We start from the raw sequence: 24,434 nt of genomic DNA, 5'->3' as shown, positions 1-24,434 counted from the left end.
CGTTACTCATAAATCTAGTTGCTATTCTCGTGTCAACTTTATAGGCAAAAAAACTACAAGTTATGGCATGCCACAAACGAGTCGAACTTACCCTAGCAGTAGCAAGAATTTTTATGTCTAATTAGTTCGGCCTGCTGTTTGCAATGTATGATAAGAGGATTCTAATAACAATCTAATTTTTACACATCTAAAAAAATGGTACACTTTGCGATTGAATCTACAAGAAATCAATTTAGGTAATAATATGAAAAAACTATCTATACTAATATTACTAATGTTGTGCCCATTAGTATCCTTAGCCAAAGGGCCTAATTGTTATACTTGGCCCATGAATATGACCGAGGTTTGGATGAAAAATGAAAAGATAGTGGATATTCAAGACTTGGATGAATCGAAAACCAAAATAACGCAATTGGCCTCAGAGGAGATAAAAAAAGGTTTGTATAAACAAATTTATCACTTTGTTTTTTATGATAAAAATGGTAATAGTTACGAAGTTATTACAAAAAGCCAAGCATCATACGAAGAATGTTCAATAAGTGATGTGAATAAATATCTAATATCCAAAAGCCAAGTTCATCAGTAGGTTATCTAATAATAGGTAAGTAAATCCAGTATTTTAGACTGTTTTTAGTCAACGATGAAAGTAATATAAGGTAAAAAAGAATAATTTAAGGTAATTATATGAAAAAGCTTTCTTTAGTAATATTGTTAATATTATGCCCGATTCTATCCTTTGCTAAAGGACCAGATTGCCATAATCATGCTTTGAATAAAGCTAAGGAGTGGTTAAAAAGTAGTAATATAGTGGAGATTGAAAACTTGATTCAATCAAAATTGAGAATAACACTTTTAGCATCTGAACAGAAAAGTAAGGATTTATATACGCAAATTTATCATTTTGTTTTTTATGATAATCAAAACAAAGCTTATGAAGTTATCACAAAAAGTGAAGCTTCTAATAAAGACTGTTCGATAGGTGAAGTTGATAGTTATCTAGTATCAAAACGCCAGATTGATTATTTTGATTAATGCGTAAAATTGTCAACGGTTTCAGACATGTTTAACCAAATCATATAATTGCTTTATCAATTAGCTAAATGAATACGGCAAGACAAAAATTAAAGGTTATAAAATGAAAAAATTTTTTTTAATTATTGGGCTAATAATGTGGCCTATAATCTCTTTTGCTAAAACACCTGATTGTGCAAATGCTTTCATGAACGATGCGGCTCGGTGGATGCAATATAATGGAGGAATCGTTGAGATGGCTGATTTAGATCCATCAAAAACAACAGTAACATTATTGGCATCAGAAAAAAAGAAAAATACAAATACTATGATAAAGAAAAAATATGTATATACCCAAATTTATCGCTTCGTTTTTTATGATGATAATGGCAATAGCTATCAAGTTATAACAAAAGGTGATGCTGTAGAGGTTAACGAAAATGATATTACTGAATTTTGTTCAACAGGGGGGAGCGATATTTATTTTGTATCGAAAGATAATTTAAAAGTAGATCGTAAATAGCTGGACTGACATAGGCTATGTTAATAGATGCAATTAAAGAACTCTATTAACTCAACTCCTTGGTCGCGTGGTGTTAACAACATGATAGATAATACAAAATTTTCTAGAGAATGGCTTCATTTAAAAGAATCTGAAACAAATCTATTTTCTTCTAAATATTATTTTAGAAAATCAAAATGTTTTTTTAAGCAATTACTATTAGCACTCAATACATTATCAGAACAAGGAACAGCATTAAGATTTATAAGAGATGATGATTTTAATGACGAAGAATTAGAAATATTAATCCCCATAATTATAAATATATCAATAGATGGCAATATTGATAATATTCCTATAGCTAGAGATATATTGATCAAGCTTAAAGAAAATAAAATCGTAAAAAATAAATTATCTAGTCTGTTAGATAATGGCCTTGATTCTTTCGATGACTTTATATTCCGAAGATTAGCTGAATTACTGCAATATTTAAATTTCTCAGACCTAAAAATCAAATTAATGGATAAATGCCAAAAGAGCGAAAATGAGAATTTAATTGAAATATATCAAGATTTCATTGAAAAATAAAGTTACGTGCATAACAAATTAGATTTATTTTATAAGAAATTTTTGTGAAATTTGTAGTTTATTTAGATGTTTAATCGACTTCTTTAGTGAAGAAAAAAGTTACAACACGGTAATGTTGTAACTTTCTATTTATGCAGAAACATCAAAAGCAAACTATTGCCCCATGCGGCGCGTTAATTCTATAACACGAATTTTTGCCAACGCTTTTGATAGCTCGGCAGAAGCTTGAGCAAATGACATATCATCGCTTGGGTGATTAATATGTTCTTGCGCTTGTCTTACTGCTTCTTGTGCTCTTGCTTCATCTAGATCTTCGCCACGGATAGCGGTATCCGCTAAGATGGTTACGATGTTAGGTTGAACTTCCAATATGCCACCAGATAGGTAGATGAACTCTTCTTTACCATCTGCTTTCACAATGCCAACCATACCGGGTTTTATGGTTGTCAGTAAAGGGGTATGACCAGGGTAAATCCCAAGTTCACCTTCTTTACCTGTGATTCTGATTCGCTGAACATCACCTGAAAACAGGTGAGATTCAGCACTAACAACTTCTAATTGATAGGAAGTTAGTGCCATAATACGATCTCCATTAAATACGATCTTCGTTCAATGAATCTCTTAGAGAGATTTTGCCTTCTCAATCGCTTCATCGATTGAACCAACCATATAGAATGCTTGTTCAGGAATGTGGTCATAATCACCGTTCATGATTCCTTTAAATGCGCTGATCGTGTCTTTCAAAGGTACATATTTTCCTGGTGAGCCAGTGAATACTTCTGCAACAAAGAATGGTTGAGATAAGAAGCGTTGAATTTTACGAGCACGAGCAACGATCAATTTATCATCTTCTGATAACTCATCCATACCAAGAATGGCAATAATGTCTTTCAATTCTTGATAACGTTGTAAAATTGACTGAACGCCACGGGCACAATCATAGTGCTCTTGACCAACAACTAAAGGATCTAATTGACGGCTAGTAGAATCTAATGGATCTACGGCCGGATAGATACCTAAAGAAGCAATTTGTCGACTTAATACGATTGTTGCATCTAAGTGAGCAAAGGTTGTTGCTGGTGATGGGTCAGTTAAGTCATCTGCTGGTACGTATACGGCTTGGATTGACGTTATCGAACCCGTTTTAGTCGATGTGATACGTTCTTGTAGTAAGCCCATTTCTTCGGCTAATGTTGGTTGATAACCTACCGCCGATGGCATACGACCTAATAGTGCAGATACTTCAGTACCGGCTAAGGTATAACGGTAAATATTATCGATAAATAATAAAACGTCTTTACCTTCATCACGGAATTTTTCAGCCATGGTTAAACCCGTTAACGCAACACGTAAACGGTTTCCAGGTGGCTCATTCATCTGACCATAAACTAACGATACTTTATCAAGTACGTTTGATTCTTTCATTTCGTGGTAAAAGTCATTACCTTCACGAGTACGTTCACCCACACCAGTAAACACAGAGTAGCCTGAGTGTTCGATAGCGATATTACGGATTAACTCCATCATGTTAACGGTTTTACCGACACCCGCACCACCGAATAGACCCACTTTACCACCTTTAGCAAATGGACAAATTAAGTCGATAACTTTAATACCGGTTTCAAGCAGTTCAGTTGAGTTTGCGAGTTCTTCATAGGTTGGCGCTGCACGGTGAATAGCCCAACGCTCTTCTTCACCAATTGGACCTGCTTTATCAACAGGATCGCCAAGCACGTTCATAATACGACCCAGTGTTTTAGTCCCCACTGGTACTTCAATGCCGTGACCTGTGTTTACAACTTTAAGTCCACGTCTTAAGCCATCAGATGATCCCATTGCGATACAACAAACAACGCCACCACCTAATTGTTGCTGAACTTCCAGAACTAATTTTTCAGTGCCTGTTTCCACTTCTAATGCATCATATACCTTTGGTACTGCATCTTCTGGGAATTCGACATCAACCACCGCACCGATGATCTGGACAATCTTTCCAGTAGCCATTTTTAATCCTCTACGTCTTTTTCTTAACTATAAGCCAATATTTAGCACTAACCTGAAACAGCGGCTGCACCGGATACAATATCAATCAATTCATTAGTGATAGCACCTTGACGTGCTTTGTTATACACAATTTGTAATTCATTAATTAGGTTTGCACCGTTATCTGTTGCCGCTTTCATGGCCACCATTCTTGCTGCTTGTTCACTCGCTAAATTATCAACCACTGCTTGATAGACTTGTGATTCAATATAGCGACGTAAAATCACGTCTAATAGTGATTTAGCATCAGGCTCATAAATATAATCCCATGATGAAGCTTTGAGTTCTTTATCTTCTGATGGTGGTAAAGGTAATAATTGCTGAATTGTTGGCTTTTGCGACATGGTATTAATAAATTTATTCGTCACAATATATAATTTATCAATTTTACCATTGTCATATGCCTCAAGCATTGTTTTTACCGGACCAATTAAATCGGATAAATTGGGTTCATCCCCTAAGTTAGTCACTTGAGTTAAGATGTTTGCTTTTATTGATGAGAAAAACGAAACACCACGAGAACCAACTAAAGCAACATCAGCTTCAACACCTTTTTCCTGCCATGCTGACATGTCAGCAATGACAGTTTTAAAAAGATTGATATTTAAACCACCACATAAACCACGATCGGTTGAAATAATAAGGTAGCCAACTCGCTTTACATCTCTTTCTTCTAAATAAGGATGTTTGGCGCCTATCTGAGCTAACGCTAAATGTCCAATTACTTCGCGGATCATTTCAGCATAAGGTCGACTAGCTGCCATTCTATCTTGCGTTTTACGCATTTTAGAATTGGCAACCATTTCCATTGCTTTTGTGATCTTTTGCGTACTTTGGATACTGGCAATTTTTGTTCTAATCTCTTTTGCATTAGCCATTTGTTACCTCACCCTTACCAAGTTTGAGTTGATTTAAAGCTTTCAAGTAATGCTTTTAGCTTACTTTCAATCTCATCATTGTAATTACCCGTCTCGTCGATTAATTTGACAAAATCGGCATATTGACTATGGGCATAAGCAAGTAGTGCTGTTTCAAATGATAATACTTTAGCCAGTTCTACATCTTCAAGATAACCACGTTCAGCAGCGTAAAGCACAATTGATTGTTCAGCAACAGTCATTGGAGAGTATTGCTTTTGCTTTAACAATTCGGTTACTTTTTCACCGTGGCTTAATTGGTTTCTTGTTGCTTCATCTAAATCTGATGCAAACTGAGAGAACGCGGCTAACTCACGATACTGTGCCAGTGCGGTACGAATACCACCTGATAATTTTTTCATGATCTTCGTTTGCGCAGCACCACCCACACGTGAAACCGAAATACCCGGGTTAACCGCAGGGCGGATACCTGAGTTAAATAGGCTAGTTTCGAGGAATATCTGACCATCAGTAATCGAAATTACGTTAGTTGGTACGAATGCCGAAACGTCACCAGCTTGAGTTTCAATAATTGGTAATGCTGTTAATGAACCTGTTTTGCCTTTAACTTCGCCTTTTGTGTACTGTTCAACATAAGCTTCGTTCACGCGCGCTGCACGTTCAAGTAAACGAGAGTGAAGATAAAATACATCACCTGGGTAAGCTTCACGTCCAGGTGGACGACGAAGTAGTAATGAAATTTGACGATAAGCAACGGCTTGTTTAGATAAATCATCATAAACAATTAATGCATCTTGACCACGGTCGCGGAAGTATTCACCCATTGCACAACCAGCATAAGGAGCTAAGTATTGTAACGCAGCTGATTCAGACGCTGATGCTACAACGACAATTGTGTTTTTAAGTGCACCATGGTCTTCCAGTTTACGCACAACATTAGCAATAGTTGATTGTTTTTGACCAATGGCAACATAAATACATTTTACCCCTGAGTCGCGTTGATTGATGATGGCATCGACAGCAAGCGCTGTTTTACCTGTTTGACGGTCACCAATGATAAGCTCACGTTGACCTCGTCCAATTGGAATCATTGAGTCAACGGCTTTATAACCGGTTTGTAATGCTTGGTCAACGGATTTACGATCGATAACACCTGGAGCAACCACTTCGACAGGTGAAAAACCATCATGTTGAAGTGAGCCTTTACCGTCAATTGGTTCGCCTAGCGTGTTAATTACGCGACCTAATAAACCTTCACCAACTGGTACTTGTAAAATACGACCAGTACATTGTACTTTCATACCTTCGGACAAGTCTTCGTATGGTCCCATGACTACCGCACCGACAGAGTCTCTTTCAAGGTTTAATGCCATTGCATATCGGTTGCCAGGTAATGCAATCATCTCACCTTGCATTACATCAGTTAATCCGTGGATTCGAAGAATACCATCACTTACAGATATGATAGTTCCTTCATTGTGAGCATCACTCACAATATTGAACTGAGCTATCCGCTCTTTAATTAGTTCACTTATTTCAGTTGAATTTAGCTGCATTATCAGTCCCCTTAAGACTGTAGAGCGTCATTTAAACGATTTAAACGCCCTCTGATACTACTATCAATAACCATATCGCCCGTACGAATAATAAAACCAGAAATGAGCGATTTATCTATATGACATTTTAGTTTTACTTTTCGTGATAAACGTTTTTCGACAGCGACAGAAATTTTATTAAGTTGTTCATTAGTTAGCTCACTGGCAGAAATAACATCTACATCTGCTTGTGCTTCTCTATCTAAACAATATTGTTCAAACAAGGTTAAGACTTCAGGAAGAAGTGATAATCGCTTGTTTTCAGCCATAATCTTAATAAAGTTAGTGCTAAACTCATCTAATACATCTTTACAGATGTTGATGAGTAAATTAGCCACCGAATCGGTTTTCATGTCTGATGTTAAAACACTTCTTATTTGAGCATCTTTACTCACTTCAGATGTTAACACTAACATGTTATGCCATGATTCGATGCTATTTCTTTCTACTGCAAAATCGAAAGCGGCTTTAGCATAAGGGCGAGCAATTGTAATTAAGTCAGCCATTGCTCTATTCTCCTTATAGTTCAGCTACGAGTTTATCAATGATGTCGCTATTTGCGGCTTCATTAACAGAACGTTGAATAATTTTTTCTGCACCAGCAATAGCAAGTGTAGCGACTTGTTGTTTGAGCTCTTCTTTAACTCGTTTGCGCTCGGCCTCTACTTCGGCAAGTCCTTGCGCAACAATTCGTTCTTTTTCGCGAGAAGCTTCTTGTTTTGCTTCTTCAAGAATGGCTGCTTTACGTTTGTTGGCTTGCTCAATAATTGCATTAGCCTCAACCTTAGCCTGTTGCATTATGTCAGATGTATTTGCTTTGGCTAATTCCAAATCTTTTTTTGCTGTTTCTGCTGAAGCAAGTCCTTCGGCGATCTCTTTTTGGCGTTTTTCAATTGCGCCAATAACAGGAGGCCAAACAAACTTCATACAGAACCAAACAAACAATACAAATGTAATTGCTTGGCCGAGGAGAGTTGCGTTCATATTCATGACACGATTCCTCTTAAATTTTTATTAACCTGCGACAGCAAAAATAACATAAAGTGCAATACCCACACAGATCATTGGGATCGCATCAACTAGGCCCATAACGATAAAGAATTGAGTACGTAACATAGGCATCAATTCTGGTTGACGAGCAGCACCTTCTAAAAATTTGCCACCTAATAAACCAATACCAACTGCACCACCAATTGCAGCTAATCCCATCATGATGCCTGCGGCTACAAATAACATACTATCCATTATATACTCCAGTTTATTATCAAAAAAATATTAAAATTAATGATCTTCCGTTGCCGACGCCATAGCTAAATAGACGATCGTCAACACCATAAAAATAAAAGCTTGTAACGTAATTATTAAAATATGGAAAATGGCCCATGGTAACGATAATACCCACTGTGACCACCAAGGTAATAATGCAGCAATTAGGATGAAGATAAGTTCACCTGCGTACATATTTCCAAAAAGTCGAAGTCCTAAAGAAACAGGTTTAGCTAATAGGCTAACTAATTCAAGTACTAAGTTGATAGGCGCAAATGCCCAGTGATTAAATGGATGTAAGGTATATTCTTTGATAAAACCTGAAATCCCTTTGTACTTAATTGAATAAATGATGATAAGTGCAAACACACCTAAAGACATTGACATGGTAATGCTAACATCTGCAGTTGGCACTACTCTTAAATGTGATAGACCCAAATATTGACCGGCATAAGGGAGAAAGTCAACCGGGATAAGATCCATTAAATTCATCAAGAAAACCCAAATAAATACCGTTAATGCTAACGGTGCAATGAGTTTATTTTGACCGGTGAACATGTCTTTAACGGTATTGTTGACAAACTCAAAGATCATTTCTACTGCACATTGTAGTTTACTTGGTACGCCGCTGGTTGCTTTTCGGGCAACACGATGAAAAATCCACAAAAAGATAATACCAAGTAGAATCGAAAAGAACAACGAGTCAAGATTAAAGGTCCAAAAACCTGAACCTACTTGCAAGTTCTCAAGATGGTGCTTGATATAAGCTTGTGGTGAAGCTGGAGAGGAAACTGACATATAACCCTCTTAACCTATTTCTAAAAAATAAAAATATTGCTCATGTTTTCATTTGAAAGATATAAGCAATCGCTGTAATAATCCGAAGTTGCTATTTTAAACCTAATTGCCTATATTAAGTCAACCTTTGATTAACAAAATTAAGAATTTAGACACTTTTTACTAATTTTGCGTAAATTAATACAACTTTGTGCATTATTTTGAATCGAATTTAGCTCAATTTATGGCTGAACTAATGGCGTAAATGAGGCTATTTCTAAGCTTTAACTGCAATTGCGATAGTTTCGGCTAAGTTTTGCACTTCATGTTCATTGCTTCCCTCTACCATGACACGAATTAGCGGTTCAGTTCCTGATTTACGAATCAAAACACGCCCATGATGAGCAAGTTGTTTTTCTGCTTGCGCAATAGCCAATTTTACCTCAGCGCTATTGAGTGGATCGTGTTCACCGGCAAATCGAACATTAATTAATACTTGTGGCAACATTGTCATGCCACTGCATAAATCAGCTAATGACATATCATTACGTACCATTGCGGCTAGTACTTGTAAGCCAGCAACAATCCCATCACCGGTGGTGGTTTTGTCTAATAATAACACGTGTCCTGAATTTTCAGCACCTAAGCGCCAATTTTTCTCGACTAATTTTTCCAATACATAACGATCGCCAACCTTGGCACGGACAAAAGGAATACCAAGCTTTTTAAGTGCTATCTCAAGCCCCATATTACTCATTAATGTGCCGACTACGCCGCCTTTTAGTTGACCTTGTCTTAATGCTTCACGTGCAATGATATAGATAATTAAATCACCATCAATTTTACGGCCTTCATGATCAACCATGATGATGCGATCGCCATCGCCATCTAATGCAAAACCTAGATTGGCCTTTTCGTCAATTACACATTTGGCTAGTGCTTTTACATCAGTTGCGCCACAATTTTCATTAATATTAACGCCATTAGGTTCACATCCCATTTTTATTACTTGTGCTCCAAGTTCTCGTAATACTTTAGGGGCGATATGGTAAGTTGCACCATTAGCACAATCGACAACAATTTTTAAACCAGCCAAACTTAAATCATGATCGAATGTACTTTTACAAAATTCGATATAACGACCGGCAGCATCGGTAATACGGCTTGCTCGACCAAGTTGTTTGGACTCTACGCAATCGATCTCTTTTTCAAGTTCGGCTTCGATTTCTAGTTCGATTGTATCATCAAGCTTTTTCCCTTCGGTCGAAAAGAATTTAATGCCATTATCATAAAAAGGGTTGTGTGAGGCAGAAATAACTACACCGGCATCGGCTCGGAAAGTACGGGTTAAATAGGCAATTGCAGGGGTTGGCATGGGGCCTGTAAAAGCAGCTGCAACGCCGGCTGAAGCAAATCCTGCTTCGAGTGCTGATTCAAGCATATAGCCTGAAATGCGAGTATCTTTACCGATTAATACTTTTTTCACGCCATCTTTGGCAAGCACACGACCTGCTGCCCAGCCTAATTTAAGCGCAAAATCTGGTGTGATAGGATACTCCCCAACTTTACCGCGAATCCCATCGGTACCAAAATATTTTCGATTAGACATTTTATTTCCTCACACTAAATTATTTTTGATAAACGCATATTTTTATTTGTAAAAAACTTTCAGGAAAGTATACCGCTTAGTATAAAGTTACTCTCGATTATCATTGGCAAATTTTAATAATACTTGGCTCTCTTTAATAAAGCGCTCTGCGTAAGAGCCAAACCAAGCGGTTACTTCATTAAAATTTTTGATAAATTTTGCTTTGTCTCGCTGTTCAATTAATTTAACCATTTGTCCAAAGCGTTCGTAGTAGCGTTTAATTAATTCGATATTATCATCTGATGCCATGATGATATCGGCATAAAGCTCAGGATCTTGAGCAAACAAGCGCCCAACCATCATCAGTTCAAGACGATAAATAGGCGAGGAGAGCGCAATTAATTGTTCTAAATCAGCCTGTTCACGTTGCAAATTAACGCCATATGAAAAAGAAGTAAAATGGCGCAGAGCTTGGATGAACGACATGCATTTGTCATGTTCTTTGGCATCAATTGCGCATAAATTAGCGCCCCATATACGCATTTGCTCAATTAGCCATTGATATTTTGGTTGATCGCGTCCATCGCAATAAACAATGATTTGTTTTGCTAAATTAGGGACGTCGGGACCAAACATTGGGTGTAACCCGACTACTGGACCTTGATGTTTATCAAGCATGGCTTGGAGTGGCTTGACTTTTATGGATGTGAAATCTGTTAAAATACAATCTTTAGGTAATGGTGGTAATTGTTTGATGATTTCACAAGTTTTGTTTATTGGCACTGTCACAATCACAGCCGCTGCATCGGCAACCACCTCGGCTGCTTGATGCATCGTTTTGGAACCCAATGTTTTAACCTGATAGCCAGATAAGGTAAATAATCGAGTAAATAACCGACCCATTTGTCCATTACCACCAACGATGACTATCGAGCCTTGACCGTGATAAATTTTTTTAAAGCCTTTATCATTTTCGCTAATATAAGATTCACGCATTAAACGACGTAAAATATCCTCAATCAAAGCGGGCGATAAGCCTGCTTTTTCAGCCTCTTGTCGTCTTTTGGCTAGCATATCTGCTTCACGCTTAGGATCATAAATCGGAATACCGTGTTTACTCTTTACTTCGCCGACTTCGGCAACTAATGCTAATCGCTTGGTAATTAAAGATAAAATAGATTTATCAACTTCATCGATTTTATCGCGCAAGGCAAGTAATTCCGTAGACATATTTGGTGATTCCTTTTATCACAAATGATAACTGTTTCTGTAATAGCTTAACAGTATAACGTATTTTTGGTAGGATTGGACAACTGCAACACTAAATCTAACGCAATAAAATAATTATGAAAGTTATCTCGTTTAATATTAATAGCCTTCGCGCGCGCATTCATCAGTTAGCCGCAATTATTGACACTCACCAACCAGACATTATTGGTTTACAAGAAACTAAAGTTCATAACGATCAATTTCCCGTTGAGGAATTAGCTCAGTTTGGTTATCACCTACATTACCACGGACAAAAAAGCCACTATGGAGTGGCGTTATTAACCAAACAAAAGCCTTTATCAGTACAATGTGGCTTTCCAACCGATAGTGATGATGCGCAATGTCGTTTGATCATAGCTGAGTTACCAACTAGTCAAGGCAAGTTAACAGTAATTAATGGTTATTTTCCTCAAGGTGAAAGTTTACATCATGAAATTAAATACCCAGCTAAACGTAAATTTTATCAGGATTTAGTAACCTATATTAATCAGCAGCAATTAAGTAGTCAGTTATCTTTAATTATGGGGGATATGAATATTTGCCCAACTGATTTAGATATTGGCATTTCACAAGAGAGCCGTAAACGTTGGCTACGCACGGGTAAATGTTCATTTTTGCCCGAGGAACGTGAATGGATGAACAGGGTAATGTCACTTGGTTTTATTGATACTTATCGCAATGTTCACCCAACAGAGCTTGAGTATTCTTGGTTTGACTATCGTTCAAAAGGTTTTGATACGCATACCGGGTTACGAATCGATTTAATATTAGCTAGCCAAAAAATGCTGGCGCATTGCAAGCAAGCGGGTATTGATTATGATATTCGTGCAATGGAAAAGGCATCTGATCATGCGCCAATTTGGGCTCAATTTGATATAGTATAAACTTGTATAGTTATAATTGTAATAAGGATAATCGCATGCAAAACAGTTCGATTTTATCGGTCAAAGATCTTAATCAAATGGTTAAAGAGCTGCTTTGTGATGCTATCGGTCAGATTTGGTTAATGGGTGAAATTTCAAACTTTTCACGCCCTTCATCTGGTCATTGGTATTTTTCATTAAAAGATGATAGTGCACAAGTACGCTGTGCTATGTTTCGCAATAGTAATTTTCGTGCTGGTTTTACGCCACAAAATGGGCAGCAGGTTTTAGTTAGAGCAACTGTTACACTGTATGAGGCACGTGGTGAATATCAACTGGTTATTGATAAAATTCAACCCGCAGGTGCGGGACTATTGCAGCAAAAGTTTGAACTGTTAAAACAAAAACTGTTTGACGAAGGGTTATTTGATCCTATTTATAAACAGCCATTGCCTGAAAACATTCGCACAGTTGGGATTATTACTTCTTCAACGGGAGCTGCACTGCATGATATTTGCCAAATATTAAAACGCCGTGATCCGAGTTTGCATTTGATTATCTACCCAACGCAAGTACAAGGCAGCGAAGCTGCGGGGCAAATTGCTAAAATGATTCAAATTGCCAATTTTCGTCAAGAGTGTGATGTATTAATTGTTGGGCGCGGTGGTGGCTCGCTTGAAGATTTATGGTCATTTAATGAAGAGGTGGTAGCAAGGGCTATTTTTGCTAGTCAATTACCCATCGTCAGTGCGGTTGGGCATGAAATTGATTTTACCATTGCCGATTTTGTGGCTGATGTTAGAGCAGCAACACCATCTGCTGCGGCAGAATTAGTAAGTCACGATAATTTGGATCAAATAAAACGTATTGAAGCAAAACAACAGCATTTATCTATGGCTATGGATTATTATTTAATACAGTGCCGAGAAAAACTCAATAAATGGCATCATCAATTGCAGACCCAACATCCACAAACAAAACTAGAAAAACAATTGAATCAACTTTTAATTTATCGCCATTTATTATATGACAATATTCAGCAATATTTACTCAAGCAGTCAAATCGTCATAATTTTCTAGATAAACGGCTATTACGCGTATCGCCACAAAATAACATGACTTATTTAAGGCAAGAGGTTCGACAAAAACAGCAACAGATCATTAATTTAATTGAGCAGAAGTTAACAAAGTCACAGCATCAATTTGTGTTACAAACTTCGCAACTGCATAGTGTCAGCCCGCTGGCTACACTTGAACGAGGTTACTGTGTTACCACAGACCAAAACAATACAGTGGTTCGTCGCTGTGAGCAGGTGACTGTTGGGGAATTTATCGTTACAAAATTAAAAAAAGGCAAACTGGTTAGTCAAATTAAGGAAATTAACGAATAAACTTATCATCTTTAAAGAACATGCATAGACTTTTTTTACCGTTTTTTAACATCATTTTTGCAATTAAAGTGATCAATAGTATATAATCTAAACAATAGTGAATTATTATATTATTCAGAAAGTTTATGCATTATCCAATCGGTATTGATTTAGGCACTACAAACAGTTTAATTTGTGTTTGGCACGATGGTCAGCCAGTCCTTATTCCGAATTCAATTGGTGAAGTTGTTACACCATCTGCAGTAAGTGTTGATGAAGACGATTCTATTTTAGTCGGACACGCGGCATTGTCCCGTTTAACCACGCATCCCAATCGTAGCGCAGCCGCTTTTAAACGCTTTTTAGGTTCAAACAAAGTCTTCGAATTAGGCGACAAAAAATTTACGCCAACCGAACTTTCAGCCATAATTTTGAAATCACTAAAGGCAGATGCCGAAGCATTTTTAAAACAAGAAATTCGTGATGTGGTCATTTCGGTTCCTGCTTATTTTAATGATGAACAACGCAAGCAGACCCGGTTTGCTGCTGAGTTAGCTGGATTAAATGCTGTACGCTTAATTAATGAGCCAACAGCCGCTGCCATGGCATATGGATTACACGAAGAGCAATCGGGTAATACTTTAGTATTTGATTTAGGTGGTGGCACGTTTGATGTGACCGTGCTTGAATATTCGATGCCAATTATTGAAGTGCATGCTTCGGCAGGTGATAACTATTTAGGTGGTGAAGATTTTACTCAAGAGCTTGTTAAAGCTTGCTTAAGTGAATGGAATCTTAAACAACAAGATATTCCGACCCATGATTATGCTCGCCTGTTAGATTTAGCTGAGCAACTAAAATGTAAATTAAATGGTGAAGAATCACACACGTTAACTTGGTTTTGGCAAGATAAGCAGTGGCAATTTTCCTTGAACGAAAGCCGAGCTAAAACGTTATGGTTACCACTACTTAATCGACTACGAGCACCAATTGAACAGGCATTAAGTGATGCACGATTAAAACCTAATCAGCTTGAACATATCGTATTAGTCGGTGGGTCATCGCAATTAGGTATTGTACGTGAGCTGGTGACCAAATTATTTGGTAAATTACCGTATCGCCATATCAATCCGATTACTATCGTGGCTCAAGGTGCCGCAGTTCAAGCGGCTTGTCGATTACGTAATGTTGATGTTGAAGAAGTCATTCTTACTGATGTGTGTCCTTATACTCTAGGTATTGAAAGCTGTTCAAATAATGTCAGTGGAGTGTTTTCACCCATTATTGAACGTAACACCATTGTACCAACATCAAAAGTAAAAACATTTTACACAACGTATCCTCAACAAAAGGTGATATGTATTTCGGTTTATCAAGGTGAAAACCCTCGTGTTGAAAATAATGTTTTAATTGATGAGTTTGAAGTGCTCCTAACACCAATGGAAAGAGCACAAGGAATTGATGTCCGCTTTAGTTATGATCTAAATGGTTTATTAGAAGTTGATGTGGTTTTGCTTGAAACAGGTAAGCAACATGGCAAAGTGATTGATCATAGTCCAATAGGTTTAACAGACAAACAAAAACAAGACAGTCATGAACGCTTAAAATCACTTAAGATTCATCCACGTGACGAAATGCCAAATCGTACCTTATTAGCTAGATTAGAACGGGCATGGGCACAATCATTGGGTGATGAACGACTATTAATTGGATCATATATCGAAGTTTTTATGGAAGTACTAAATAGACAAAATTCTGAAGAAATTAACGAAATTCGTTGTGAAATTGAATCTAATTTACAAGATCTAAATCGATAACCAATAAAATTTTAAAAATATAAAAAGTCCTCTTTTTTAGAGATAAAAAAGAGGACTTTATTTTGTTCACTTTTCCTTTTCTTTGGCTGTTTTTTCTACTGGTGGTCCAAAACGGTTAGTGTGTTTGATGCCAGAAACCCAAAATGGCGCAAAAAATAAGGAAAAAACCAATATTTCGGCCACAAAACCGATGAGCGGTTCACCTCTATCGATATCATTAAAACGTCGTTTTAATGCAAAAACCGTATTGGCTACAGCAATAGAATAACAAATCATAGAGAAAGTAGGACTATTCAATTCAAAATTGTTGTTAAGCACGGTCATCAATCCTAACACAATGAAGCTACAACATAATTGTATAATAAAACCTTTTATATTAGTTCGTCCTTTCCAACGCCAAAACTGCCACCATTTATTTTTAGGTAATGGCTGTGATTCCAGTTTTTGTTGATTTTCACGATTTTTTGCCATAAGCAATGCCGCACAAAGCCGTAAGACTAAATCATTGTCACAGCTGTTTTTTAACTCGTCTAACATTTCAAGTTCATTGTTATCACATATACCGTAATAGTTAGACAAACAACGTTCAGCAAGTGTCTTTATTGTATCAACTTGTTTGGTATAATTGTATTTTTTTTTGCTATCAGAAGATGGTGTAATCCACTTATCTTGCAAATTTTTGGCTATTTTTATTAACTCTTTATTATCACCAGTAATATCTTGTAAAATTGTATCTAATTTGTTTTTTTGCTCAGGTTTATTTAATACAATTATGTATAACAGCATTAAATAAATTGGATTTCTATTCGCCAGTTTTTGTGTCCATGTGTGCTCCATTTTTTGCTCAATATCGTCAAAATCAATAAGGTGAGGCTCATAAATAAACCATTCAATCGAATTTGGATAATTAATTAAAACATTATTATTTAACACACTATCATTATTAATTAGGTTATACAGCTCGGTTTCATTTTGCCAGTTACCATGCTTAAATATCTCTATTAATGGTTTAAATGGGTTATTTTCATCAATAATAAAAGTATTATTTTCTTGTCGAAGAAATTTTGCAGTTTCTGTTGGTTCACAATAAATTGCGATGACTAATAAATAACAACGATACCATTGCCAATAAGCTTCTTTATTATTAGCAATAACCGAAAGATCTGGAGATTTTGGTAGTTGATAATAATCATTACATTTTAAATACGTAACCCAATCAAACATTTTCATATTTGAATAAGAAAAACTTTGATATAAATGTGATTTAGCAATATCAGGAATATCGTTGAATCTATCTAGCCATAAACTGGCATATAAAGCTAGCTTGCCATTCTCATCGGGATCAAATTGGGGTGGAAGTTGGGCATTTTCATTATTATCAAATAACCATGTTTTAAATTCTTGCACGGGTGGAAGTTCTGTAAGCCATGCAAGATGTTGTCGTGCTTGGCGTTGTAAATGTTGCAAAATAAATTGTTCAAATGGATCATCACTTTGCTCATCTAAAATTTCTTGTAATAATCTTTCGTTACCATGGCGCAACATAATGGCATGTCGATATAAACGATATAATCGATTATTACCATCATCACGTAACAATATTGATAAGACTTGTTTATAATTCCAGTTTGTATTTAAAGCCCAATTAACAAAGTCGACAATTTCTTTTGGATATTCATCAATATCTTCTAATCCTGCTAATCGTGCTGTTGTGGTTACCGTTATTTGTGGAATAGTATGCAAATAATTTTCCGTTTTATCGACAGCGACACAATAACTATTATTCAACGCCATAACTAATAATGGGAAGTAATTTTTTTCAAAATAAACACACCAACCTGCTATCCAGCTTTCTGCTTTTTGTTGATAATGGCCTGAATAATACAATTCTAACCAAGCCTGTAAGGCATTTTGTTTATATTCGAGCAAAGTATATTGGATAGCGGCAATATATTTCCACTCGATAATAATATTTTCGTCTTCATCGCCTTCGGCAATACATTTTAAAGCATAATCCAAAATAGATTGATTTTTTAGGCTTGCAGTACTATACCAATGAGAAAACTCGAGCATAAATTTTTTATCATTAGGAAGGTAAATAACGGTATCTTGAGATAAAAATGCATAAACATCTTCTGATCTACGCTCCCAAAATAACCATTTGGTATAATAGATATAATCGATAGTTGTATTTTGCAGTATTTTATTTGTTGTCGGTAAGCATGTGTAATCAAAGACATCGCCACGATCAATGTGATTTAAATAATTATCATATTTTTCAAATTCATCAGTAAATTGTGTCATCAATTGCTGACGCCAGCGCAAATTATCGGCTAAAATTTTGACACATGATTCAGATATATTTGTTGTTTCGTAACTTAACTCTAATAGTCGCCATTTTACCGAATCAATAACTGTCATGGGATAGTCATAGAATGAGCCGATAAATTTTTGCCATTCATCAATGTTATAGCAACGCAGTGGATCTTCTAATAGGGCTTGATAAGCATCGCAAATTTCATTCGCTTTAATTTGCTCTTCTGTTAATGGTGGCGCTTCTTTTTCTTCTGATTTCTGCGCAGTTTCGTCAACGGCTGTTTTGGGCGAATTTGCATAATTCATTGCCGATTCGTAAGCTTCGCGCAATGCTTTAAACCCGTCAGGATCCGTTTCAGGATGATATGAGGGTAATTTTGCACGATAGGCTTGACGAATAACCGTTGTATCTGTTGTTTTTTCGATGCCCAGTAATTGCCAAAAATTTGTACTCATGACCAATCATACTCCGTTAGTGATTCAGGCTTTTCTAGTTCATCAATCTCAATATACCAAGGCAGGCGATTGCAAGGAGAATCCTTGTCGCTAATTAATATCTTCATGGTATTTGTTTGTGATGCTCGGGTTAATTCACAGCGTAATACTTCAAGATCTTCTTTATTGTTAAGTGATTCCCAAAATTGAAAACCAACCGACCAACTCGCAAAGTAGTTATGCCAAGATTCATAAAAATATTGAGAACGAGCAGCAATTCTTGAAAAAATCCATAGCGCTTCTTCTTCGGTAATATATTTATTGGTCGTGCCATTGCGTAGCACATATCCCATACGTGCATAATCCCAACTACGAATGCCACCATAGCCACATACGCAAAAAGTTTGTTCAACAAACTCTAGTAATATTTTTTGATAATCATCTTGTGCTTGGCAATAATCACGCCATTCAGATTCAGAAAATCGAGAATAGATTGAATAATATCTAGATAATAAAGGTGCATGCCCATCATCAACCATATCAAACACACGGTTTAGTAATGTTTGGCGAGAACCTATTCCCCAATCATCTTCCATATCAACAAAAGTTCTGTCGGGGAAAAAAAATGGCGAAGTATAACTTGCACCATATCTTTTATTTAAAGCAACCATTGGTGCAGACAAGCCATATAACCAATCAATAACATCTTGATTCATATTTTTATTCCAATCACCTGATTTATTTTTTATCAAAAGATAGCAGATTTTACACTAAAATAAAAATTGAAATTCAAGGCGGGAATTTATGGTGTGACGAAGTTATAATGAAATATAAATACCGCTATAAGCCTGCATAAATCATAAAATCATTTTGCAAATCAATATCTACAAGGCATAATAATGACAAATTTATTGGAATTTGATTATTACTAAGTAATAAGTCATAAGGAGTGATAATGAAAAAAATTACCTTAATGATAATGTTAATATTTTGTACATTAACATTACAAGGTTGTGTTGCTGCAGTTATTGGTGTTGGTGCAGGAGCAACAGCAAAAGTTGCCACAGATCCTCGTACCACTGGTACTCAAGTTGATGACACAACGCTCAGTTCACGCATGGGTATAAAAATTAAAGACCATGGACCTTTGTTTATTGGCTCACGTATTGTTTCGAGTGCTTATGGTGGTAATATCCTTTTAGTTGGACAAGCAAATAGTGATCAAGTTGAACAAGCAGAAAAGCTTGCTTATCAAGTTGAAGGGGTAAAAAAAGTCTATAACCAAATTCGTATTGGTGAACCCGTTGGCGCAGGTACAATTACCAATGATGCTTGGATAACGACTCAAGTTAAATCGCAATTAATTTTAAATGCGCAAACAAAAGCACGCAACATTAAAGTTGTTACTGAAAATAACGAAGTATTTTTAATCGGTATTGTTACACCAGAAGAAGGTAAAGCAGCAGCTGAGGTTGCAAGTAAAGTCAGTGGTGTAAAAAAAGTTATCACACTATTTACTTATACTGAAAAATAGACAGTAGCTATAAAAGGTAGGGGCGGTGTATTAGCCCCTTTTTTATGCAACCGATTTTATGCGTTCAATTAATTTGGCAAGCCCTTGCAACCGTGATTGGCTTAGCTCATCAGAAATTTTTAACTGACTTAATAGTGATGAAAAATCGATAGCCGTAATTTCTTGCGCAGTTTTATTATTGGCAATCATAATTAAAATTGCTAATAACCCTTTCACTATTCGACCTTCACTATCGCCACTAAAAATATAGGTATTATCTGCTTGTTTTTGATAAGTTAGCCAAACTTGGTTTTCGCAACCATTCACTTGATTTTGCGCTATTTTTTGCTGTTCAGGAAAATCAGGTAATTGCTTTGCTAACATTATTAACTGTCGATAACGATCTTGCCAAGTATGTTGCTTTGCAAATAACTCGGTTAAATTTTGCAGTGATAGCATAATATTGACCTATTTATGGTTGACTATTTTGTAAAAAACTTTCAGAAGTCTATCATTTGATATATAAAACTATTTTTCGGTAGTTTTAATTTAACAGGATAAAGTTAGGTGGTAAACTAAGTCGTTCAAAAATGGATCAACGTACAGTATTGATAACAACAATATGAAAAAATTGTATTACCTAAATAAACAATTTATGATGTGGTATGCTGAAAATAAAAGCATATTTAGGTTATATGCCATAAAGTGCTAGCTTAGTTGTACCTTTGTTGACGCAAAAATAAGGATTAAATAGTATTATGATACGTCAAAATAACAGACCCTATTTTAGATATAACATTGAACAATTACAAAATCTTGCCGAAGAAAATAATAATAATCTTGAAATCTTAAATCTGATTGTGATGGAATTAGAATGCCGTTCAACCAAGAAAGCTATGATTTTATTAGAAAAAACTAGTAGTTATCTGTCAAAAAATAAAAATATTGTATCGTTAAAAGAAAAAGTGAACAATCAGAATTCTGATAGTCAACATTTTAGTGAAAAGATAATAAACAACAAACAAGCAATAGAAAAAGATTCACAATTTCAGTGTTGTGTACAGGTAGAAAAAGTAAACGACAATAAGATTATTTTAAAAGACGTGGATGTAAATCGTCATCTTGACTATCAACATGCGACTCAAACGGTCGAGCAATCTAGCCACACAGCGGAGTGTATGCATAAAGTTCAGACTTACTCTCAATTACCAGAAATAAAAAGAATAAACGAACAAGTGAATAGTCTTAGAATAGATAGAAACAACGATCCATTATCGATTCTCTCAAGTTGGAGTGCGTTAGAAGCTTTGGCGCCTCAAACTTACAAAAAACCAGAAGATTTAGCTAATGGTGATCGTAGTAATATTATCAATACAACTCATACGGGTTTGCCGTGGTTACAGCAGCAAAAAAGCAGACCTAATTATAAGGTCTATTATCAGGTGTGCTTAGGTTCAATTTCTATGTCAGAAGCAATCAAAGATCTTATTAAAGTATTTGGTCGAGATGAGGAACTAAACCAAAGAACTACAGAACACGCTGTTATCGGTTCATTACTGGTCGATAATAATGGTGTTTTACTAGAAGAAAACGGTATTGCAATTTCTAGTTTTGCTTGGGCTTTACCTTTAACATTAAATAAACAATTAAATGGACTTAATCAATGGGTAAACATTGAACGCACCATTCTGGCGCATCTTCAAAAATTATTACGTAAAACCAATGAGCAAGGTCAACTGATACCATTAAATGAAACAATGATAATTAATGCTTTTTATTGGTTAGTTAATCAGTTTGAACTACCCGATCATCTTGTTCACCCACCTGAGTATATTATTCGTACGTACCACCATTTCAAAGCGAAAACGCCTCCAGAACTACCACTATTAAATTCATTCTATTTTAATGATCTACTTAAAATCACTCAACAAGTAGAAAACAAAACAGCTAATAAAGGAATTAAAGCCTATTTGGGTATAACAGAAATAAAAAATGTGAATGATTTATTGACTAATCACGTGCTTTTAGAACAAGTTTTGGCTCCAAAGAATATAAGTTTATCCCGTTGGCCTTCGCCAGGTGGACATCCGTTGGTTACTTTGCAACAAGCGGCTGTCAATTTAACGAGAATGGAATTGAGGGATAATGGTGGCATTATTGCTGTAAATGGCCCTCCTGGAACGGGTAAAACAACATTGCTAAGGGACATTGTGGCTTCGGCTGTTGTTGATCGTGCTCTGGCAATGTGTGCCTTTGATGAACCCGAGAAAGCTTTTATACCTGTTGGGGGTAAAATTCCCGCAGGAAAAGGATTTTATCAGCTTTATCAACTAGATGCTTGCTTAAAAGGGCATGAAATAGTTGTGGCTTCAAGTAATAATAAAGCGGTCGAAAACATCAGTAAAGAGTTACCAGCAAGTAAAGCTATTGGTTATTCGGTTGATGAATTTAACTATTTTAGTGCAATAAGTAATCATGTTTATAATTTATCGATTGATGATAATAAGCAAACCGATAATTCAAATTTACCATTGAATGAAACTTGGGGCATGATGGCTGCTGTGCTTGGCAATAGCAAAAATCGGGCAATTTTTCAAAAAACGTTTTGGTGGAATGAAGAGTATGGTTTTCGCATTTATTTAAAAGCTGCTAAAGGTGATGATGTTACAAAAGAGATTACAGATGAGCAAGGTAACGTTATTGCGCGTAAAATACCAGAAATTGTCTCAATAGAGCGACCAACGACAACACTTCAACAAGCTGTAAGCTTATGGCAAGCAAAAAAAAATGAATTCTTGACACTTAAATCAGAAATTGAAGCTGCATTAAAGACATTAGAACAACTACGACAAGCTTGTTTAAATAAGCAAAAAATTAGTCAGAAAGTTACTGAACAATATACTGTTCAACAAAATTATCAACAAAAGAAACAAGAACTAGATTTACAATTAGCGCAGCAACAAGCGGAATATCAGTCATATGAAGCATTGTATGAGAAATCTAAATATATTGAAAACCTAAGTAAGAAAAAAAAGCCGGGATTGTTTGCTCGTTTATTTCGTACTCAGGCTTGGATACAATGGTCACATAAACATAAAGAATTACAACAATCATTATACTCTAGAAAAAAACTTTTTCTTAATGCGCAAGCAGTTGTAGAACAACTTTTATCTGAAAAACAAAAATTAGAACAAAAACAATCGAATATACAACAATCCCAAATTAAACAGCAAAATGAGCTAGCGCGATTAAACCAATATATTGATTCTTATCGCACTAAACTCGGTAATCGTCTTATTGAGGATAAAACTTTTTTTGCTGATCATCAGCTTTACAATCTAAATTCCCCTTGGTTACCAAATGAATTACATAAAAAACGAGAACGGCTGTTCATGCTAGCTATGGATCTTCACAAAGCCTTTATAAATGCTAGTGCTCAAAAAATCCTACATAATTTAAGTATTTTTATGATGCCTGGTGCGCTAAAAGAACAAGACAAAAAACAATTTTTATCTGATTTATGGTCAACGCTGTTTCTTGCCGTGCCTGTTATATCAACAACATTTGCTTCTTTTGAACGTATGATGGGAGATCTAAATCAAGATTCAATTGGCTGGCTATTAATTGATGAAGCAGGACAAGCATTGCCTCAAGCTGCTGTGGGTGCTATAGCTCGTGCCAAAAGAACCATTGTTGTTGGTGATCCATTACAAATTCCGCCCGTTACTTCTATTCCATTACGTTTAAACGAAGAGATATGTCGATTTTTTAACGTAAATAAAACACTTTGGAGCGCACCTGATGCTTCTGTTCAAACACTAGCTGATAGAGCTTCTTGTTACCAATCTTCTTTTAGGAATGATACCGGAGGACGTAATGTCGGGATCCCATTATTAGTGCATCGACGCTGTTGTGAGCCAATGTTTAGCATTTCTAATCATATTGCTTATGATGGACAAATGGTTTATGCAGCAGGTCACCACCAACCAGGCGTGATTGGTAATATATTGGGTTCTTCTTGTTGGTTTGATTTAAATGGTCAAGCGGATACAAAATGGTGTCCTGATGAAGGAAAAATAGTGATTGAGCTTTTAAATAAAATTGCCCATCAAGGCATTACCGAGCCCGATTTATTTATTATTACGCCATTTAAGATAGTAGCTAACGAATTAAGAAACTGTTTAAGAAAAGAAAAAGACCTTTTTGAAAAACTTAATATTGATTTAAATCAATGGATAATTGACCGAATTGGAACTATTCATACAGTTCAAGGGCGGGAAGCAGATAGCGTGATATTAGTGCTAGGAGCTCCAGAAAATAAACATAATGGAGCGCGTCTATGGGCGGCTGGTACACCTAATATTATTAACGTTGCGGCATCAAGAGCTAAACAGAACTTTTATGTTATTGGCTCTTATGCTTCTTGGTCAGGAGTAGGGCATTGTCGAATAATGGCGCAGTATTTACCAGTGAAATAATTATCGATAAATAAAAATTTAACTGTTAGGGGCTGTTGACCTTTGCTGTACATAAATTACTCAACAATACATTGGCAGCCACATTAACATAAATGCCAGTGATACCATACTGGCATAATTCCTTT

The 24,434-nt window shown here is 36.0% G+C and carries 22 protein-coding genes; 9 read left to right on the top strand and 13 right to left on the bottom strand.

Translation table 11 applies throughout. From position 1 onward, the window contains the following. The first annotated feature begins 244 nt into the window (after nucleotides 1–244). The 4 genes from GQ593_RS09580 (at nucleotide 245) to GQ593_RS09565 (ending at nucleotide 2,101) form a co-directional block, all read left to right on the top strand. Nucleotides 245–586 (top strand): hypothetical protein, encoded by a 342-nt coding sequence (locus GQ593_RS09580; RefSeq protein WP_160431818.1) that lies wholly within the window; start codon nucleotides 245–247, stop codon nucleotides 584–586. Nucleotides 587–684: 98 nt separating this feature from the next. Further along, nucleotides 685–1,032, top strand: coding sequence for a hypothetical protein (locus GQ593_RS09575; RefSeq protein WP_160431817.1), 348 nt, complete (start codon nucleotides 685–687; stop codon nucleotides 1,030–1,032). 103 nt (nucleotides 1,033–1,135) lie between these two features. Further along, complete coding sequence (locus GQ593_RS09570; RefSeq protein WP_160431816.1) at nucleotides 1,136–1,534, top strand: hypothetical protein; 399 nt, start codon at nucleotides 1,136–1,138, stop codon at nucleotides 1,532–1,534. An 81-nt stretch (nucleotides 1,535–1,615) separates the two neighbouring features. Beyond that, on the top strand, nucleotides 1,616–2,101 hold the full coding sequence (locus GQ593_RS09565; RefSeq protein ID WP_160431815.1) for a hypothetical protein: 486 nt from the start codon (nucleotides 1,616–1,618) through the stop codon (nucleotides 2,099–2,101). Between the two features lie 153 nt (nucleotides 2,102–2,254). On the opposite strand, the gene GQ593_RS09560 is transcribed toward GQ593_RS09565, so the two are convergent. The 10 genes from GQ593_RS09560 to tyrA all read right to left on the bottom strand — a co-directional run bounded on the left by GQ593_RS09560 (nucleotide 2,255) and on the right by tyrA (nucleotide 11,478). Continuing rightward, nucleotides 2,255–2,680 (bottom strand): F0F1 ATP synthase subunit epsilon, encoded by a 426-nt coding sequence (locus tag GQ593_RS09560; protein ID WP_091350461.1) that lies wholly within the window; start codon nucleotides 2,678–2,680, stop codon nucleotides 2,255–2,257. A gap of 42 nt (nucleotides 2,681–2,722) precedes the next feature. Further along, nucleotides 2,723–4,105 (bottom strand): F0F1 ATP synthase subunit beta, encoded by a 1,383-nt coding sequence (gene atpD, locus GQ593_RS09555; protein WP_065635973.1) that lies wholly within the window; start codon nucleotides 4,103–4,105, stop codon nucleotides 2,723–2,725. Between the two features lie 47 nt (nucleotides 4,106–4,152). Further along, nucleotides 4,153–5,022 (bottom strand): F0F1 ATP synthase subunit gamma, encoded by an 870-nt coding sequence (gene atpG, locus GQ593_RS09550; protein WP_085247559.1) that lies wholly within the window; start codon nucleotides 5,020–5,022, stop codon nucleotides 4,153–4,155. A gap of 14 nt (nucleotides 5,023–5,036) precedes the next feature. Beyond that, on the bottom strand, nucleotides 5,037–6,578 hold the full coding sequence (atpA, locus tag GQ593_RS09545; protein WP_085247558.1) for a F0F1 ATP synthase subunit alpha: 1,542 nt from the start codon (nucleotides 6,576–6,578) through the stop codon (nucleotides 5,037–5,039). Between the two features lie 11 nt (nucleotides 6,579–6,589). Further along, entirely contained in the window at nucleotides 6,590–7,123 is a 534-nt protein-coding gene (gene atpH / locus GQ593_RS09540; protein WP_085247557.1) for a F0F1 ATP synthase subunit delta, read from the bottom strand. Between the two features lie 13 nt (nucleotides 7,124–7,136). Then, nucleotides 7,137–7,607, bottom strand: a complete 471-nt coding sequence (atpF, locus tag GQ593_RS09535; protein ID WP_085247556.1) for a F0F1 ATP synthase subunit B — start codon at nucleotides 7,605–7,607, stop codon at nucleotides 7,137–7,139. Between the two features lie 24 nt (nucleotides 7,608–7,631). Beyond that, nucleotides 7,632–7,862, bottom strand: a complete 231-nt coding sequence (gene atpE / locus GQ593_RS09530; RefSeq protein ID WP_034901511.1) for a F0F1 ATP synthase subunit C — start codon at nucleotides 7,860–7,862, stop codon at nucleotides 7,632–7,634. A 36-nt stretch (nucleotides 7,863–7,898) separates the two neighbouring features. Then, complete coding sequence (gene atpB, locus GQ593_RS09525; protein ID WP_085247555.1) at nucleotides 7,899–8,681, bottom strand: F0F1 ATP synthase subunit A; 783 nt, start codon at nucleotides 8,679–8,681, stop codon at nucleotides 7,899–7,901. A 256-nt stretch (nucleotides 8,682–8,937) separates the two neighbouring features. After that, nucleotides 8,938–10,269 (bottom strand): phosphoglucosamine mutase, encoded by a 1,332-nt coding sequence (gene glmM, locus GQ593_RS09520; protein WP_160431814.1) that lies wholly within the window; start codon nucleotides 10,267–10,269, stop codon nucleotides 8,938–8,940. 87 nt (nucleotides 10,270–10,356) lie between these two features. After that, complete coding sequence (gene tyrA / locus GQ593_RS09515; RefSeq protein WP_160431813.1) at nucleotides 10,357–11,478, bottom strand: bifunctional chorismate mutase/prephenate dehydrogenase; 1,122 nt, start codon at nucleotides 11,476–11,478, stop codon at nucleotides 10,357–10,359. A 116-nt stretch (nucleotides 11,479–11,594) separates the two neighbouring features. Here tyrA and xthA point away from each other — a divergent pair, with 116 nt between their 5' ends. From xthA to GQ593_RS09500, 3 genes are all read left to right on the top strand, one after another. Beyond that, entirely contained in the window at nucleotides 11,595–12,401 is an 807-nt protein-coding gene (gene xthA / locus GQ593_RS09510) for an exodeoxyribonuclease III (protein ID WP_160431812.1), read from the top strand. Nucleotides 12,402–12,436: 35 nt separating this feature from the next. Beyond that, a complete protein-coding gene (xseA, locus tag GQ593_RS09505) occupies nucleotides 12,437–13,771 on the top strand; it encodes an exodeoxyribonuclease VII large subunit (RefSeq protein ID WP_160431811.1) in 1,335 nt (444 codons plus the stop codon). A gap of 125 nt (nucleotides 13,772–13,896) precedes the next feature. Beyond that, on the top strand, nucleotides 13,897–15,567 hold the full coding sequence (locus tag GQ593_RS09500) for a molecular chaperone HscC (RefSeq protein WP_160431810.1): 1,671 nt from the start codon (nucleotides 13,897–13,899) through the stop codon (nucleotides 15,565–15,567). Nucleotides 15,568–15,633: 66 nt separating this feature from the next. Here the strand turns inward: GQ593_RS09500 and GQ593_RS09495 are convergent, their stop codons facing one another. Together GQ593_RS09495 and GQ593_RS09490 are read right to left on the bottom strand one after the other, a co-directional pair. Beyond that, entirely contained in the window at nucleotides 15,634–18,339 is a 2,706-nt protein-coding gene (locus GQ593_RS09495; RefSeq protein ID WP_160431809.1) for a hypothetical protein, read from the bottom strand. Further along, nucleotides 18,336–19,034, bottom strand: a complete 699-nt coding sequence (locus GQ593_RS09490) for a DUF1266 domain-containing protein (RefSeq protein ID WP_160431808.1) — start codon at nucleotides 19,032–19,034, stop codon at nucleotides 18,336–18,338. Before GQ593_RS09490 ends, GQ593_RS09495 begins: the two co-directional genes overlap by 4 nt. Before the next feature lie 239 nt (nucleotides 19,035–19,273). Here GQ593_RS09490 and dolP point away from each other — a divergent pair, with 239 nt between their 5' ends. Next, the gene (dolP, locus tag GQ593_RS09485; RefSeq protein ID WP_160431807.1) at nucleotides 19,274–19,852 is read left to right on the top strand and encodes a division/outer membrane stress-associated lipid-binding lipoprotein; all 579 of its coding nucleotides are present in this window, start codon (nucleotides 19,274–19,276) and stop codon (nucleotides 19,850–19,852) included. A gap of 42 nt (nucleotides 19,853–19,894) precedes the next feature. On the opposite strand, the gene csdE is transcribed toward dolP, so the two are convergent. Next, nucleotides 19,895–20,290 (bottom strand): cysteine desulfurase sulfur acceptor subunit CsdE, encoded by a 396-nt coding sequence (gene csdE / locus GQ593_RS09480; protein WP_160431806.1) that lies wholly within the window; start codon nucleotides 20,288–20,290, stop codon nucleotides 19,895–19,897. 299 nt (nucleotides 20,291–20,589) lie between these two features. On the opposite strand from csdE, the gene GQ593_RS09475 reads away from it, so the two are divergent. Then, nucleotides 20,590–24,309, top strand: a complete 3,720-nt coding sequence (locus tag GQ593_RS09475) for a DEAD/DEAH box helicase (protein WP_202115446.1) — start codon at nucleotides 20,590–20,592, stop codon at nucleotides 24,307–24,309. Nucleotides 24,310–24,434: the final 125 nt, after the last annotated feature.

It is taken from the genome of Gilliamella sp. Pas-s25 (genome assembly GCF_009795885.1).
GTDB lineage: Bacteria > Pseudomonadota > Gammaproteobacteria > Enterobacterales > Orbaceae > Gilliamella.
This window is presented reverse-complemented; position numbering and strand designations above follow the sequence as displayed.